Origin of the sequence: Rhodoferax sp., from assembly GCF_039922535.1 — a bacterium.
Lineage (GTDB): Bacteria > Pseudomonadota > Gammaproteobacteria > Burkholderiales > Burkholderiaceae_C > Rhodoferax_B.
The window spans coordinates 1-14976 of sequence record NZ_JBDTEM010000497.1 but is presented as its reverse complement, the minus strand read 5'-3'; the positions used below and the strand labels follow the sequence as shown (position 1 = coordinate 14976).

The following is a 14976-nucleotide window of genomic DNA, read 5'->3' as shown; positions in this document are numbered from 1 at the left end:
ATCGAGCAGTTCTTCGACCCCGAGAAGAACATGTTCCTGCCCGACCGCTTCATCAAAGGCGAGTGCCCCAAGTGCCACGCCAAGGACCAGTACGGCGACAACTGCGAAGTCTGCGGCTCGGTCTACGCGCCCACCGACCTGATCAACCCCTACTCGGCCTTGTCCGGTGCCACGCCCGAGCTGAAAAGCTCGGAACACCTGTTCTTCCAGCTGTCCGACCCGCGTTGCGTAGCGTTTCTGGAAAGCTGGACCCAAGATGGTCGCCTGCAGCCCGAGGTGGCCAACAAGGTCAAGGAATGGTTCACCGTGCGCACCAACCCCGACGGCACGACCAGCGAAGGCCTGGGCGACTGGGACATCAGCCGCGACGCGCCCTACTTCGGCATCGAAATCCCTGACGCACCGGGCAAATACTTCTACGTCTGGCTGGACGCGCCGGTGGGCTACTTGGCCAGCCTGAAGAACCTGCTGGACAAGCGCGGTGAAGACTTTGATGCCTACATGGCCAACCCCGCGCTGGAGCAGTACCACTTCATCGGCAAGGACATCGTCACTTTCCACACCCTGTTCTGGCCCGCGATGCTGAAGTTCAGCGGCCGCAAAACGCCGGATTCGGTCTTTGTGCACGGCTTTTTGACCGTGAATAACGGCGAGAAGATGAGCAAAAGCCGTGGCACCGGCCTGGACCCACTGAAATACCTGGGCCTGGGCATGAACCCCGAGTGGCTGCGCTACTACATAGCAGCCAAGCTGTCGGCCCGCAACGAAGACATCGACTTCAACGCCGACGACTTCATGCTGCGCGTAAACAGCAATTTGGTTGGGAAATACATCAATATCGCTAGCCGCTGTGCAAAATTTATTGGCGATAAATTTGAGAGCAAACTTTCCGGTACGCTGGCCTCAGAGCTGCCGGACAACATCCGCTCCGCGATGACTCCGATACGGGAATCCGATGGAGTTGGGAATCGCGGCTCAATTAATCCTCTGTTCATTGCAAAACACACAGCCTCAGAAGTTCGCGGCTTCTACGAGGCGCGTGAATACGCCAAAGCTATACGAAGCATTTCGGAACTGCTCGACTCGTGCAACGAATACATAGACATTCACGCACCTTGGGTATTGGCGAAACAAGAGGGCGCAGAAGAACGCCTTTTAGGTATTTGCACTGTTGCACTCAACGTATTCAAAGTTGCGACGCTCTGCTTGAAACCAGTGCTTCCGGCCACAGCCGCAGCCGTTGAAAAATTCCTGAATATCCAACCACTGCAATGGGAGGACTCTGAAATCGACCTACCGGCCGCCCATCAAATTGGCAAGTATGAGCATTTGCTAAAGCGCGTGGACATCAAGCAACTTGACGCATTGTTTGAGCCTCCAGCGCAGGCGGAACCTGCGGCGGAAGCTACAGAAACTATAGTACCCGGCGGCGAAGAGATTGCCCCCACCATCAGCATCGACGACTTCGCCAAGGTCGATCTGCGCATCGCCAAGATCGTGAACTGCGAACCGGTGGACGGCTCCACCAAGCTGCTGCGCCTGACGCTGGACGCTGGCGAGGGCCGCATACGCAACGTCTTTAGCGGCATCGCCGCGCACTACCAGCCCGACCAGCTCATCGGCAAACTCACCGTGCTGGTGGCCAACCTGGCCCCGCGCAAGATGAAGTTCGGCATCAGCGAAGGCATGGTGCTGGCCGCCAGCCATGCCGACGAAAAAGCCCAGCCAGGCATCTATGTGCTGGAACCTTTCCCCGGCGCGCAACCCGGTATGCGCATCGGCTAAAAATAGCCCTTGTTTATGTATAAATTTATACATAAACTAAGGATATGCCAGCCAAGCAAATTCTGAAACCCCAGCAGCAATTCCAGCTGCGCGCTGCACTGCAAACGGCCGCCCTGGCCGCTCTGATGGACTCGCGCCGGTGGGAGCCGGGGGACCTGGCTTTTCAGGGGGGGACTTGCCTGCATCTGGCCCACGGCTCCATGCGGTTCAGCGAAGATCTGGACTTTATGGTGCGTGGCGGCTTGTCGCTGGACGGGTTGGCCAAAGAAGTACAACGGCGGCTGCAATTACCCCCCAACACGCCCGCCGGGCTGTCGGTGTCGGTAGCACCCAGCCGTACCGAACGCAACCCGCACGCATTTACCCTGACCCTCAGCGGGCCGAATTTCATCGGCTCGGCCAAGGTCAAGATCGAACTGTGGCAAACGGACGCAGCGGTACTCAAAACGCTGCAGCTGGTAGTTAAGCCCCTGGCCACATCCTCTGGTACGCCGACCTACGTACCGTCGATTACGTTAGAAGAAATTTTGTCGGACAAGGTGTACGCACTGGGGGCGCGAGAACGGTTGAAGCCACGCGACATCCACGATCTGTGGTGGCTGCAGCAGCAAGGCCCGCTTTCGCCCACGCTGAACCCTGCGGGGCTGGTCGCCCGTTTGGCAATTTACCCGCAAGGCAGTGGCGCAGAGACAGCCCAAAAATGGCTGCTAAACGCAGCCCAGCGCATGGCCGACCTGCAGGAAAACGCCACACCGGCGCTCGTCACTGCAGATCTGCAACGCTGGCTACCGTCGGCATGGGGCATGGACGCAGCCCGTGCCCGCACGATGCTGCAGGTGGCACAGCAGCAGCTACAGGCGGGCATGGCGGTGATGCAGGCTTTCGCCGGATGAAAGCTTATCAATCTGCCACGGCCCGCCTAGCCGACCTACCGGAAGTGTTCACCGGGCGCGACCTGACCGCCAAGTTTCAATGGCCTTCGGCCATTGCATCCACCTACCTGGGCAACTGGCGCAAGGCGGGTCTGGTGCGCAGCTTGGGCGGCCACTCCGACGTGCATATGAACCTGCTGCGCAGCCCACAGGTCTCCACAGAGTTGGCGCTGCGGCGCGCGTACCCGGAGGCACTCAAAATCGGTGCCGACGTGCTGCGCGAGGCTGGATGGACCACCCAGATCATGCAGCAGCCGGAGGTGGCGGTCATGTCTACCAGCCCGCTGTTCCAGTTGGACGGCTATACCTTGCAACGGCGCAGCCTGGCATGGTTTGACAACGTACAGCCCGGCATAGAAAAGGTACAAGGCGGACTGGACCTGTTACGGCCCACTTGGGCATTTGCCGACATGCTGGCCCGGGCACTGGACCGCCGGGTGCGCAACGCATGGTTGTTGGCGCCCGACGATATAGAACTCGAAGACGTAGCCGCCACACCCGGTATAGGCCCCGCACTGGCTGCATTTGGCCTGCCAGCAGCGCAAATGCTGTCCACAACGGGTTACGGCGCGGTCTATGACCAACTGATCAGACGCAATCAAGGCGCAAAATAAACCGCCTGCTACCGCACAACCCCGCCATGACCTCGCCTCTCGCCCGCTTCCACCCCCGTCTGTTGGATGCTTTGCGGGGCTACAACCGGGAGCGGTTGGGCAAGGATGTGGGTTCGGGGCTGACGGTGGGCATCGTGGCCCTGCCGTTGGCCATGGCGTTTGCGATTGCCAGCGGGCTCAAGCCCGAGGCCGGGCTGTGGACGGCCATCATCGCCGGGTTCATTATCTCGGCGCTGGGCGGCACCACGGCGCAGATTGGCGGCCCGGCAGGGGCCTTCATCGTCATCGTCTACGGCATCGTCGAGCGCTACGGGGTGGCGAATCTGTTGATTTCCACCGCCTGCGCGGGCGTGCTGCTGTTTGCGCTGGGCCTGTTCAAGCTGGGCACGCTGGTGCGTTACGTGCCGGTGAGCATCGTGATTGGCTTTACCAACGGCATTGCGGTGCTGATTGCCTTGTCGCAGGTAAAAGACCTGCTGGGGCTGGAGATTGCCCACATGCCGGGCGACTTTTTCTCGCAGATCAAGGCCATTGCTGGGCACATCCACACGCTGAATTTCTTCGCGCTGGCGCTGGGGGCCGTATGCGTGTTGGGGCTGTTTGTGTGGCCCAAAGCTTTTGTGCAGGGCTCGCCACTGATCCGCCTGCTGGAAGGCCGCACGGTGCGCACCTTTGCGCGGGTGCCGGGCCCCATCGTGGCGCTGGTCACGTTGTCGCTGCTGGCCTGGGGTTTGAGCCTGCCTGTGGAGACGCTGGGCACCAAATTTGGCAACATTCCCAGTGGCGTACCCGCGTTCGAGCTACCCGCCTTCAGCTGGGACACGGTGCGGCTGCTGGTCACACCCACGCTGACCATCGCCTTGCTGGGCGCGGTGGAATCGCTGCTGTGCGCCCGCGTGGCCGACCAATTAGCCAGCGACCCCCACCACCTGAAGCACGACCCCAACCAGGAACTGATGGCCCAGGGCGTGGCGAATTTTGTGGTGGCTTTCTTTGGCGGCATGCCCGCTACCGGCACGATTGCGCGCACGGTCACCAACATCCGCTCCGGGGCCACCTCGCCCATCGCCGGGATCGTGCACGCGCTGGTGCTGGCGGGCGTGGTGCTGGTGGCGGCACCGCTGGCGCTGTACATCCCGCTGGCGGTGCTGGCGGGCATCTTGCTGTTTGTGGCCTGGAACATGGGCGAATGGCACGAGTTTGTGCGGCTCAAACAGTTCAGCAACCATTACCGCATGCTGTTGCTGGGCACCTTCTTCCTCACCGTGGTGTTTGACCTGACGGTGGCGGTGGAGGTGGGCATGCTGCTGGCCTGCGCCTTCTTCATCCGCCGCATGAGCACGCTGTTCCATGTGGATGCCGTGGCCGAGGCGGAAGGCGCGCTGGTCTACAAGCTGTACGGTGCGCTGTTCTTTGGGGCCGTGGCCAAGATCGACCCCATCGTGCAGGCCGTGGAAAGCCGCCAGCAGGGCACGCGCGTGGTGCTGGACGCGTCCCAACTGATCTCACTCGATGCCAGCGGGCTGGACGCGCTGGAGCAACTGTTCAAAGCCATCGTGCACCGCGGCGGCCAGCTCTACATCCACGACCTGAACGACCAGCCCCGGGGGCTGATGGAGCGTTCAGGTTTTGCGGGCCGATTGAAAGACTTTCAGACCAGCGCAGCGGCTGCGCTCTGAGTGCGGGCCCGGTCCAGACTGCCGCTCCAGGCCGTCAGGGCCACGGCACCCAGCACCACCAGACCGCCAATCCATGGCGTGTGGGCCAGGCCCACGTGGCTCACCACCCAGCCGCCGCCCCAGGCACCCCCGGCAATGCCCAGGTTAAAGGCCGCGATGTTCAGGCCCGAGGCCACGTCCACCGCCTGCGGCGCATAGCGCTGGGCCTGCTGCACCACGTAGACCTGCAAACCCGGCACGTTGCCGAAGGCAAATGCACCCCACACCAGCACGGTGGCTACCGCCAGCCAGGGGCTGGAGGCGGTGAGCGACAGCACAAACAGCACCGCAGCCAGGCCCATAAACAGAATCTTCAAGGCGCTGATGGGGCCGCGCCGGTCGGCCAGCTTGCCACCCCAGATGTTGCCAAACGCCACCGACACGCCGTAGACCATCAACACCAGGCTGACTGCGTTAGTGCTGAAGCCCGACAGCTCTTGCAGGATGGGCGCCAGGTAGGTAAAGGCCACAAACGAGCCGCCGTAGCCCACCGCTGTCATGGCGTAGACCAGCAACAGGCCCGGCTGCTTGAGCACCTGCAACTGCTGCAACACGCTGGCGGGCTTGCCGTGTTTGAGCGTAGCCGGAATAAAGAACAGGCTGATCAGCATCGCCACCACGCCCAGCGCGGCCACCGCCAAAAACGTGGCGCGCCAGCCAAAATGCTGGCCGATAAAGGTGCCCAGCGGCACGCCGGTGACCAATGCCACGGTGAGGCCCGAAAACATGGTGGCAATGGCGCTGGCGGCCTTGTCCTTGGGCACCAAGCTGGTAGCGATGGTGGAGCCAATCGAGAAGAACACGCCATGGGCCAGCCCGGTCAGCACCCGCGCCACCACCAGCGAGGTGTAGCCCGGTGCCTGCCAGGCCACCAGGTTGCCGATGGTGAACAGCAGCATAAGGCCCAGCAACAGCATCTTGCGTGGCACTTTGCCGGTGAGCGCGGTCAGCACCGGCGCGCCCACGGCCACGCCCAGCGCGTACAGGCTGACCAGCAGGCCCGCCGAGGGAATGCTGACCCCCAGGTCGGCGGCCATAGTGGGAATCAGGCCCACGATCACGAACTCGGTCGTGCCGATGGCAAAGGCGCTGATGGTCAGCGCAAGGAGGGCAAGTGGCATAAAAAACCTCTTCAAATACGATAGAAGGCTGGATTCTGGGTGTTTTACCCTTGCATAAAAAGCACTGTATCTACACAAGATATGTGCCTAAAATTCAACAATGAAAACCACTTTGGACGAATTGCAGGCCTTTGCCACCGTGATCGACGCGGGCTCGATCACGGCGGCGGCGGAGCAACTGGGGCAAACCGTGTCGGCCATCAGCCGATCCCTGGGCCGACTGGAAAAAAAGCTGGATGTCACCCTGTTGCGCCACACCACCCGCCGCCTAGAGCTCACCGAAGAAGGCGCGGTGTTTCTGGCCCAGGCCCGCAAGATCATGGGCGCGGTGGAGCATGCCGAGGAGCAGATGGCCCAGCGCCGCAACCGGCCTGCCGGGCGCCTGCGTGTCAACGCCGCGTCGCCCTTCATGCTGCACGTGCTGGTGCCGCTGGTGGCGGGCTTTCGGGCGGCCTACCCGGATATTGAACTGGAGCTGAACAGCAGCGACCAGATCATCGACCTGCTGGAGCACCGCACCGACGTGGCCATCCGCATCGGCCCGCTGGTGGATTCCAGCCTGCATGCCCGCCCGCTGGGCAGTTGCCTGCTGCGGGTGCTGGCCAGCCCGGCCTACCTGAAGGCCGCAGGACGGCCCCGCACGGTGGAAGATGTCGCCAAACTCAGCCTGCTGGGCTTTACCCAGCCGGACAGCCTGAACGCCTGGCCACTGCGCAACCCCATGGGTGATCGGTTAGACATTACACCCACATTGCGGGCCTCCAGCGGCGAGAGCCTGCGCCAGTTGGCCCTGGCGGGCGCGGGCGTGGTGTGCCTGGCCGACTTCATGACCGAGGGCGACCGCGCGCGCGGCGACCTGGTGCAGCTGCTGCCCAGCGCCACGGTGGAAGTGCGCCAACCCATCCATGCTGTGTACTACCGCAACACCGCGCTGGTGTCGCGCATCGCCTGCTTTCTGGACTACGTGGCCGCGAACTTCAAACCGGCCTAACTTTCACCTTATCGGCTGTGTACCGAGTCCGGGTCGGGCGCAGACAGGGTCCGCAGCACCCGATAGTCGGGGTTGAACACCACGGTGAACACCATGGACGTGTTGGGCGGCTCCAGGTAGCGCCAGTCGTAGTCCACCTCGTTTTTAAGCGGGAAGGATGTGGTCTTCATCGGCTTGCCCAGCATCTTGCGTACGTCTTCCATCGGCATGCCGGGCTTTACCTTGGCGAAGTTTTGCGGGGTCAGCACCTGGCGCAGGGCGCTCATCTTGTCGTCTGTGCCAATGGTGATCATGTAATTTTGGTGGCCTTGCGGCTGGCGGTTGTACTCGAAGGTACGGCCCCCACCAGGCGCATCCCAGATTTTTTCGGGCTCGCCAAATTGGGCCCGCACATCGGCTTCGGTGGCCACGCCCTCTTCCAACTTATCGATGCGTTGCGGGTCACAAGCGCTCAAAGCCAGTGCCACACACACAAAGCCTGCCAATCTTTTCAACATCGCTTGTAGCCCCCGTAAAATCAGCCTAAACCAAAGGTTAAGTCTATGTCCATCTTTCGCCGTCCCGATTACACATCCGAAGCCACCCAGTTCATCGAGCAACTGAAAGAGCAGAAACCCACGCTCGAAGCCGAGCAGTTGGCGGGCCGCGCCCTGCTGTGGGATAAAAAGGTAGACCGCAGTGCCCAGGAAGAGTACCGCGAAGGCCGCGTCGCGCAGAACCCCTACGTCTACCAGACCAATAACCAATAAGTAGCCAAATTGGCAGTTGGCGCATATTGCACCTGCGCGAGCAGCTATTATTTAAATAGCAACTGCCGTGGTTGAAGCGCTAGCACTTCCAGACACGCTGGACCCGGTGGCACGGGCCCGCCTGTATGGCGAGCCGATGTTCGCCATGCCGCTGGATTTGTACATCCCGCCGGACGCATTGGAGGTGTTTCTCGATGCCTTCGAAGGCCCGCTGGACCTGCTGCTGTACCTGATACGGCGGCAAAACTTCAACATCCTCGACATTCCCATGGCGGCCCTGACCCGCCAGTATTTGGTGTACGTGGACGAAATCCGCAGCCGCAACTTGGAGCTGGCGGCCGACTATCTGCTGATGGCGGCGATGCTGATCGAGATCAAGTCGCGCATGCTGCTGCCGCCCAAGAAAGCCGCCGAGGGCGAAGAAGCTGAAGACCCGCGCGCTGCCCTGGTGCGCCGCCTGCTGGAATACGAGCAAATCAAGCTGGCGGCGGCCCGCCTCAACGCCCTGCCCCAGTTTGGCCGCGATTTCCTCAAAGCCCAGGTGTTCATCGAGCAGGCCTTGCAACCCCGCTTGCCCGATGTCCACGTGGCCGACCTGCAAGAGGCCTGGCGCGACATCCTGCGCCGCGCCAAACTCGTCCAGCACCACACCATCACCCGCGAAGAGCTGTCGGTGCGCGAGCACATGAGCTACCTGCTCAAAACCCTGCAAGGCCGCAAGTTTGTGGAGTTTGAAGAGCTGTTCGATGCCGCCAAAGGCATGTCGGTGCTGGTGGTGACCTTCATCGCTTTGCTGGAACTGGCCAAGGAGACCCTGGTCGAGATCGTGCAGGCGGAGGCCTTTGCGCCGATCTATGTGCGCCTGGCCTACGCCCCGGTAGCGATGGCCTAACTTGCATGGACTTGGGTGCAAAGCCCCCGAGCCATGCAAGTTGTGTCACATCAAGCGCCGAAGTGCTTGCGGTAGCGTGACGGCAAATCCGCAATCCGCAGCATCATTGGCAAATCCGCCGTATTGAAATCTGGGTCCCATGCCGGCGCGCCCAGCACCCGTGCGCCCAGGCGCAGATAGCCTTTGATCAACGCCGGTGGCTCAATGTCCAGCGTGCTGTCAAACTGCTCAATCGGCAAGGCCAGGCGCGGTTGCACGTGGTATTCGATCGGGGCCATATGCGTTTTTTGCAGTTGCCGCCAAATGCTGGCCGCCGCGTCGCCGCTGACCAGCCCGTTGTGCAGCATCGGAATGCTGGCGCAGCCCACCATGGTGTCCAGCTCGTTGCGCTGCATGAACTCGGCCAGCGCCCCCCACAGGGCCAGAATCACGCCGCCATGGCGGTGGTCGGCGTGCACGCAGCTGCGGCCCAGCTCGACCATGCGGCTGCGCAGGTTGCGCAAGCGCACCAGGTCGAATTCGGTGTCGCTGTAGGTGCTGCCCACGCGCTTGGCCTGCACCGGAGTCAGCACCCGGTAGGTGCCAATCACGGCATTGCTGGCCACGTCGCGCACCAGCAAGTGCTCGCAAAAATCGTCAAACAAATCCACGTCGTGCCCCGGCAACCGGGTGGACAGGCGTGCGCCCATCTCGACGGCAAACACCTGGTAGCGCAGGCGCTGGGCTTCGCGAATTTCGTCCTGGTGCCGCGCCCAAGACACGGCGATCCCGGTAGCGGCAGGCTGCGCCTCGACACGCGGGCTGGACATGGGCGCAGCCACCCGCTCGTCGCGCCGGTGCAGCGCGCCGCGCAGCAGGGATGCCGGATTGAACGCCGACACCAGAGAAATAGGCGACAGCGCGAAGGTGGGGGTGGGCAGTTCTTTCATGGACTTCTCCTGTGTTGGGGAGAGTCTGAAAGCCGGGTGTGACGTGGGTGTGTAGGTTTTGTGGCGGTGGTATGACACACCGCTGCAACCCCCTGCTGGGGCGTAAATTAGCGCAGCGTGGCTGCAATCCGTTCCGCACAGGCCTGCGCCTGGACCGCATCCCGGGCCTCGACCATCACGCGGACCAAAGGCTCGGTGCCGCTGGCGCGGATCAGCACGCGGCCGTTGTTGCCGAGTTCGGCTTCGGCAGCTTGGGTGGCCAGGGGGAGTTGGGTGTTGGCTTTCCAGTCCTGGCCGGGCTGCAGACGCACGTTGATCAGGGTTTGCGGGAACAGGGTCAGGTCGGCCAGTAATTCGGACAGGGTCTGGCCGGAGCGCACACAGGCTTGCAGAACCTGCAGGGCGCTGACCAGGCCGTCGCCGGTAGTGTGCTTGTCCAGCGCCAGCAGGTGGCCAGAGCCTTCGCCGCCCAGCAGCCAACCGCGCTTTTCCATCTCTTCCAGCACATAGCGGTCGCCCACCTTGGCGCGGACCAACTCCACTCCCTTGTCCTTCAGCGCCAGCTCGACGGCCATATTGGTCATCAGCGTGCCCACCACGCCCGGCACAGCATCGGCTGCGCGCTTGCTGGCCGCTTTGCCACCACGCGACAGACGCTCTTTGACCATCAGGTAAAGAATTTCATCGCCGTTGAACAGGCGGCCTTCGCCATCGACCATTTGCAGACGGTCGGCATCGCCGTCCAGCGCCACGCCGAAGTCGGCACGGTGGGCCTTGACGGCATCCACCAGCGCCTGCGGGTGGGTAGCACCGACTTTTTCGTTGATGTTGATGCCGTCGGGCGCGCAGCCGATAGCGATGACCTCGGCACCCAGCTCGTGGAACACCTTGGGCGCGATCTGGTAGGCCGCGCCGTGGGCACCGTCGACCACGATCCGCACGCCCTTGAGCGTCAGGGCGTTGGGGAAGGTACTTTTGCAGAATTCGATATACCTACCGGATGCGTCTTCCAGGCGACGGGTCTTGCCGAGCGAGGCGGAGTCGGCCCACACGGGCGGCGTGTCCAGCGCGGCTTCGACCGCCAGTTCCCAGGCATCGGGCAGTTTGGCACCCTGGGCGCTAAAGAACTTGATGCCGTTGTCAGGATAAGGGTTGTGGCTGGCGCTGATGACCACGCCCAGGCTGGCGCGCTGCGCGCGGGTCAGGTAGGCCACGCCGGGCGTAGGCAGAGGGCCGAGCAGTACCACGTCCACACCGGCAGAGTTGAAGCCGGATTCAAGCGCGCTTTCCAACATGTAACCAGAAATACGGGTGTCTTTGCCGATCAGCACCGTGGGGCGGGCCTCGGTTTGCTTGAGCACACGGCCTACCGCATGGGCCAAGCGCAGTACAAAGTCGGGGGTGATAGGGTGCTTGCCTACGGTGCCGCGTATACCATCGGTGCCGAAATATTGACGGGTCATTGTTTTCCTTTATATGTGGGGCGCGGCCTGCACGGCAGGTGCGGGCGGGGCCGGTAGGGATTGTGCGGGCGATTTGACCGCGGTTGACGGAACGCGGGATAGATTGTGAAGCTAGACCCGCGCCGTAGCCCACACCTTGAGAGCTTGCGCGGTGGCGGCTACATCGTGGACGCGCACCACGCGCGCACCACGCTCCACGGCCAGCAAGGCGGCCGCTACGCTGGGCACTAGGCGCTCGGTTGGGCCAAGGGGAGTGTTAGCCATACCCGCCAGCGACGATTTGCGCGACCAGCCCACCAGCAGCGGGTAGCCCAAGGCTAGCAGCGCCTGTTGCCGGGCCAGCAGGGCAAAGTTTTGGGCAACGGTTTTGCCAAAGCCAACGCCGGGGTCCAACACAATGCGCGTCTTTTCGATGCCTAGCGCAGATAACGCCTTCGCATGATGCTCCAAAAAATGTAGCACCTGCATTACCACGTCACCTTGCATGGGCTCGGTCTGCATGGTTTGCGGTTCGCGGTGCATATGCATCAGGCATACGCCGCACGAGGCGTGCTGCGCCACCACATCCGTGGCGGCCAGTGGATAGGTCGGATCGGTCCAGCGCAAGGCCCAAATATCGTTGAGGATGTCTACCCCAATATCCAGCGCGGCCTGCATGACCTGGGGCTTGTAGGTATCGACCGAAATCGGCACGCCCAGCGTGGTGGCAGCCCGGAGCACCGGTAGCAGCCGGGCCAGTTCTTGTTCCACCGGCACCGGTTGCGCGCCTGGGCGGGTGGATTCCGAACCAATATCCAGGATGTGGGCACCGTCGCGCAGCAACTGCTCGCAGTGCGCCAGGGCGGCCGAGGTGCTGGCGTGCCGCCCGCCGTCGGAAAAGGAGTCGGGGGTCGTATTGACGATGCCCATTACCTGGGGCTGATCCAGATCGATGCGAAAGCGGGTGGTTTGCCAGAGCATGGAAGTCGCGAAATTGTCAGAAATGGAAACGGGGCTTAAAAAAGCCCCGTTATTACCTCGTAACCGAGATCACCGAAATTTATGCAGCCGTGTGTGCCGGTTCTACCGCCACCACAGGCGCGCCACCGCTACCGCCGTTGCCGCCGCCACCAGTAGGGGTGCGGGGTGTCCAGTCTTTCGGTGGACGGGGCTCGCGACCGGCCATGATGTCGTCGATCTGCTCCATGTCGATGGTTTCCCATTCCAGCAGGGCTTTGGCCATGGCGTGCATTTTGTCGCTGTTGTCTTCGATCAGTTTGCGGGCCAGGGAGTACTGCTGGTCGATGATGCGGCGTACTTCGCTGTCGACCTTTTGCATGGTCTGCTCGCTCATATTGGTGGTCTTGGTGACCGAGCGGCCGAGGAAAACTTCACCTTCGTTCTCCGCGTACACCATGGGGCCCAGCGCATCGGTCATGCCGTAGCGGGTGACCATGTCGCGGGCAATGGAGGTAGCGCGTTCAAAGTCGTTGCTGGCGCCGGTGGTCATCTGGTTCATGAACACTTCTTCGGCGATACGGCCACCGAACAACATGCTGATCTGGCTCAGCATGTATTCGCTATCGTAGCTGTAGCGGTCTTGGGCGGGCAGGCTCATGGTGACACCCAGGGCGCGTCCACGGGGGATCACGGTGACCTTGTGCACCGGGTCGCACTTGGGCAGCAGCTTGCCAATCAGGGCGTGGCCGGACTCGTGGTAGGCCGTGTTGCGGCGCTCTTCCTCGGGCATAACCATGCTCTTGCGCTCGGGGCCCATGAGGATCTTGTCCTTTGCCTTCTCGAAATCTTGCATCTCGACCACACGGGCACTGCGGCGGGCGGCCATCAGCGCGGCTTCGTTGCACAGATTGGCCAGATCGGCACCGGACATACCGGGTGTACCGCGGGCGATCACGTTGGGGTTCACGTCCTGGCTGACCGGGATCTTGCGCATGTGAACAACCAAAATCTGCTCACGGCCCCGGATATCGGGCAGCGTGACGTAGACCTGGCGGTCAAAACGGCCTGGGCGCAACAGAGCCGCGTCCAGGATATCAGGGCGGTTGGTAGCGGCCACCACGATCACGCCGAGATTGGTTTCAAAGCCGTCCATCTCGACCAGCATCTGGTTCAGCGTTTGTTCGCGCTCGTCGTTGCCACCACCCAGGCCAGCACCGCGCTGGCGGCCCACGGCGTCGATTTCATCAATGAAGATGATGCAAGGTGCGTTCTTTTTAGCGTTCTCGAACATGTCACGGACACGGGCAGCGCCCACGCCAACAAACATTTCCACGAAATCAGAGCCGCTGATGCTGAAGAAAGGTACTTTGGCCTCGCCTGCAATGCTCTTGGCCAGCAGGGTTTTACCGGTACCAGGAGGGCCGACCAGCAGCAAGCCGCGGGGAATACGGCCACCAAGTTTTTGGAACTTGGCCGGGTCTTTCAGGAAATCGACGACTTCTTTGACTTCTTCCTTGGCTTCATCGCAACCGGCCACGTCGGCAAAGGTCACAACGTTGTTGTTTTCGTCCATCATGCGGGCTTTGCTCTTGCCGAAGCTGAACGCACCACCCTTGCCACCGCCCTGCATCTGGCGCATGAAGTACACCCACACGCCAATCAACAGCAGCATCGGGCCCCAGCTGACCAGCAAGGTCATGAGCAAGGAGCCTTCTTCACGGGGTTTGACATCGAACTTGATGTTGTTGGCGATCAGGTCGCCCACCAAACCGCGGTCTAGGTAGGTGGCGTTGGTACGGATACGGCGATCGTCATTGGTGACGGCCACAATCTCCGTGCCGCCTTGACCTTCTTGGATGGTGACGGACTTGATGTGTTTGCTGCGTACTTCGTCCAAAAAGTCCGAATAACCCACATAACCAGAACTCACACCCGCGCGGGTGTCGAACTGTTTGAAAACCGTGAATAGCACCATCGCAATGACGAGCCAGACGGCAATTTTGGAAAACCACGGATTTTTCAAGCAACGCTCCGGTAGGAAAGACTTCAACGTAAGTGCGTACTATTTTAGGCGTTTCAAGGGCCCATACGGCAATTCTTGCCGATGGCGGCCATAGCAGCAACAAGGGTTTAGGGGGTTTCCAGGCCGTTTTCAGGCTCTATTTGTGCGGTTTTGGGTGCCGCTTTCAAGCCCACGCCGACCAAAAAGGTTTCGGTCGATTTGTCGCGCGAAGCTTTGGGCTTGATGGGTTTGACCATGTGAAAAGTCTGCTTGAACAGCTTCACCAGCGGGTCGTAGGCTCCGCCGTGGAACAGCTTGACCACCAGCGCGCCCTGCGGCTTCAAATGGCTTTGGCAGAAATCCACCGCCAATTCGACCAGACCCTCGATGCGTGCGGCATCGGCGGCGTGGATACCCGAAAGGTTGGGGGCCATATCCGACAGGATCACGTCGGCCAGCCGCCCGTCCATGGCCTGGGTCAATTTGCCCAGCATCTCGTCTTCGCGGAAATCACCCTGGAAAAACACTACGCCTTCCACGGGCTCCATCGGCAACAGGTCGATGGCGATGATGCTGCCGTTGAGGGCGCCCACCGCCGCACCGCCACCCGCCGCGGTCTTGGGCGACAGCTTGCGGCGGACGTACTGGCACCAGGCACCGGGGGTAGAGCCCAGATCGACCACCAAGTGACCAGGCTTGATGAGGTGGAAAGTCTCGTCAATTTCCTTCAATTTATAGGCCGCGCGGGCACGGAAGCCCTCGCGTTTGGCCAACACGACATAGGGGTCGTTGACGTGGTCGTTGAGCCACGCCTTGTTGACTTTTTTACTTTGTGTTTTAA

The 14976-nt window shown here is 61.7% G+C and carries 14 protein-coding genes; 7 read left to right on the top strand and 7 right to left on the bottom strand.

The features are described from left to right. The 4 genes from metG to ABI213_RS23225 form a co-directional block, all read left to right on the top strand. Nucleotides 1-1785: methionine--tRNA ligase (metG, locus tag ABI213_RS23240; protein ID WP_348028869.1), on the top strand; the 1785-nt coding region annotated here is incomplete at its 5' end. A gap of 44 nt (nt 1786-1829) precedes the next feature. Continuing rightward, nucleotides 1830-2678, top strand: coding sequence for a nucleotidyl transferase AbiEii/AbiGii toxin family protein (locus ABI213_RS23235; protein ID WP_348006967.1), 849 nt, complete (start codon nt 1830-1832; stop codon nt 2676-2678). Then, nucleotides 2675-3331, top strand: a complete 657-nt coding sequence (locus ABI213_RS23230) for a hypothetical protein (RefSeq protein WP_348006968.1) — start codon at nt 2675-2677, stop codon at nt 3329-3331. Before ABI213_RS23235 ends, ABI213_RS23230 begins: the two co-directional genes overlap by 4 nt. A gap of 26 nt (nt 3332-3357) precedes the next feature. After that, nucleotides 3358-5010, top strand: a complete 1653-nt coding sequence (locus ABI213_RS23225; protein WP_348006969.1) for a SulP family inorganic anion transporter — start codon at nt 3358-3360, stop codon at nt 5008-5010. Here the strand turns inward: ABI213_RS23225 and ABI213_RS23220 are convergent. Then, the gene (locus tag ABI213_RS23220) at nt 4983-6170 is read right to left on the bottom strand and encodes an MFS transporter (protein WP_348006970.1); all 1188 of its coding nucleotides are present in this window, start codon (nt 6168-6170) and stop codon (nt 4983-4985) included. The genes ABI213_RS23225 and ABI213_RS23220 overlap by 28 nt on opposite strands. A 100-nt stretch (nt 6171-6270) precedes the next feature. On the opposite strand from ABI213_RS23220, the gene ABI213_RS23215 reads away from it, so the two are divergent. Further along, nucleotides 6271-7161: a LysR family transcriptional regulator gene (locus tag ABI213_RS23215; RefSeq protein ID WP_348028867.1), complete on the top strand. Its 891-nt coding sequence runs from the start codon at nt 6271-6273 to the stop codon at nt 7159-7161. A gap of 8 nt (nt 7162-7169) precedes the next feature. On the opposite strand, the gene bamE is transcribed toward ABI213_RS23215, so the two are convergent. Then, nucleotides 7170-7658: an outer membrane protein assembly factor BamE gene (bamE, locus tag ABI213_RS23210; RefSeq protein ID WP_348006972.1), complete on the bottom strand. Its 489-nt coding sequence runs from the start codon at nt 7656-7658 to the stop codon at nt 7170-7172. A 45-nt stretch (nt 7659-7703) separates the two neighbouring features. On the opposite strand from bamE, the gene ABI213_RS23205 reads away from it, so the two are divergent. Next, nucleotides 7704-7910 (top strand): DUF3460 family protein, encoded by a 207-nt coding sequence (locus ABI213_RS23205; protein WP_348006973.1) that lies wholly within the window; start codon nt 7704-7706, stop codon nt 7908-7910. Between the two features lie 67 nt (nt 7911-7977). Next, nucleotides 7978-8802 (top strand): ScpA family protein, encoded by an 825-nt coding sequence (locus ABI213_RS23200; RefSeq protein ID WP_348006974.1) that lies wholly within the window; start codon nt 7978-7980, stop codon nt 8800-8802. Nucleotides 8803-8852: 50 nt separating this feature from the next. Here ABI213_RS23200 and ABI213_RS23195 read toward each other — a convergent pair whose 3' ends face one another. The 5 genes from ABI213_RS23195 to ABI213_RS23175 all read right to left on the bottom strand — a co-directional run. Next, nucleotides 8853-9731 (bottom strand): GNAT family N-acyltransferase, encoded by an 879-nt coding sequence (locus tag ABI213_RS23195; RefSeq protein ID WP_348006975.1) that lies wholly within the window; start codon nt 9729-9731, stop codon nt 8853-8855. A gap of 107 nt (nt 9732-9838) precedes the next feature. Continuing rightward, on the bottom strand, nt 9839-11194 hold the full coding sequence (gene glmM / locus ABI213_RS23190) for a phosphoglucosamine mutase (protein WP_348006976.1): 1356 nt from the start codon (nt 11192-11194) through the stop codon (nt 9839-9841). A gap of 111 nt (nt 11195-11305) precedes the next feature. After that, nucleotides 11306-12154 carry a dihydropteroate synthase gene (gene folP, locus ABI213_RS23185; protein WP_348028865.1) on the bottom strand — a complete coding sequence of 283 codons (849 nt, stop codon included), beginning with the start codon at nt 12152-12154 and terminating at the stop codon, nt 11306-11308. A 79-nt stretch (nt 12155-12233) separates the two neighbouring features. Continuing rightward, nucleotides 12234-14156 carry an ATP-dependent zinc metalloprotease FtsH gene (ftsH, locus tag ABI213_RS23180; protein WP_348028863.1) on the bottom strand — a complete coding sequence of 641 codons (1923 nt, stop codon included), beginning with the start codon at nt 14154-14156 and terminating at the stop codon, nt 12234-12236. 107 nt (nt 14157-14263) lie between these two features. Continuing rightward, on the bottom strand, nt 14264-14976 hold a 713-nt coding region (locus ABI213_RS23175), incomplete at its 5' end, for an RlmE family RNA methyltransferase (protein WP_348028861.1).

Excerpts from the sequence above, each read along its gene's own strand:
- ABI213_RS23205 (WP_348006973.1), top strand. The coding sequence starts at position 7,704 with ATGTCCATCTTTCGCCGTCCCGATTACACATCCGAAGCCACCCAGTTC.
- ABI213_RS23225 (WP_348006969.1), top strand. The coding sequence starts at position 3,358 with ATGACCTCGCCTCTCGCCCGCTTCCACCCCCGTCTGTTGGATGCTTTG.
- folP (WP_348028865.1), bottom strand. The coding sequence starts at position 12,154 with ATGCTCTGGCAAACCACCCGCTTTCGCATCGATCTGGATCAGCCCCAG.
- ABI213_RS23215 (WP_348028867.1), top strand. The coding sequence starts at position 6,271 with ATGAAAACCACTTTGGACGAATTGCAGGCCTTTGCCACCGTGATCGAC.
- ABI213_RS23195 (WP_348006975.1), bottom strand. The coding sequence starts at position 9,731 with ATGAAAGAACTGCCCACCCCCACCTTCGCGCTGTCGCCTATTTCTCTG.
- ABI213_RS23230 (WP_348006968.1), top strand. The coding sequence starts at position 2,675 with ATGAAAGCTTATCAATCTGCCACGGCCCGCCTAGCCGACCTACCGGAA.
- ABI213_RS23220 (WP_348006970.1), bottom strand. The coding sequence starts at position 6,170 with ATGCCACTTGCCCTCCTTGCGCTGACCATCAGCGCCTTTGCCATCGGC.
- bamE (WP_348006972.1), bottom strand. The coding sequence starts at position 7,658 with ATGTTGAAAAGATTGGCAGGCTTTGTGTGTGTGGCACTGGCTTTGAGC.
- glmM (WP_348006976.1), bottom strand. The coding sequence starts at position 11,194 with ATGACCCGTCAATATTTCGGCACCGATGGTATACGCGGCACCGTAGGC.
- ABI213_RS23235 (WP_348006967.1), top strand. The coding sequence starts at position 1,830 with ATGCCAGCCAAGCAAATTCTGAAACCCCAGCAGCAATTCCAGCTGCGC.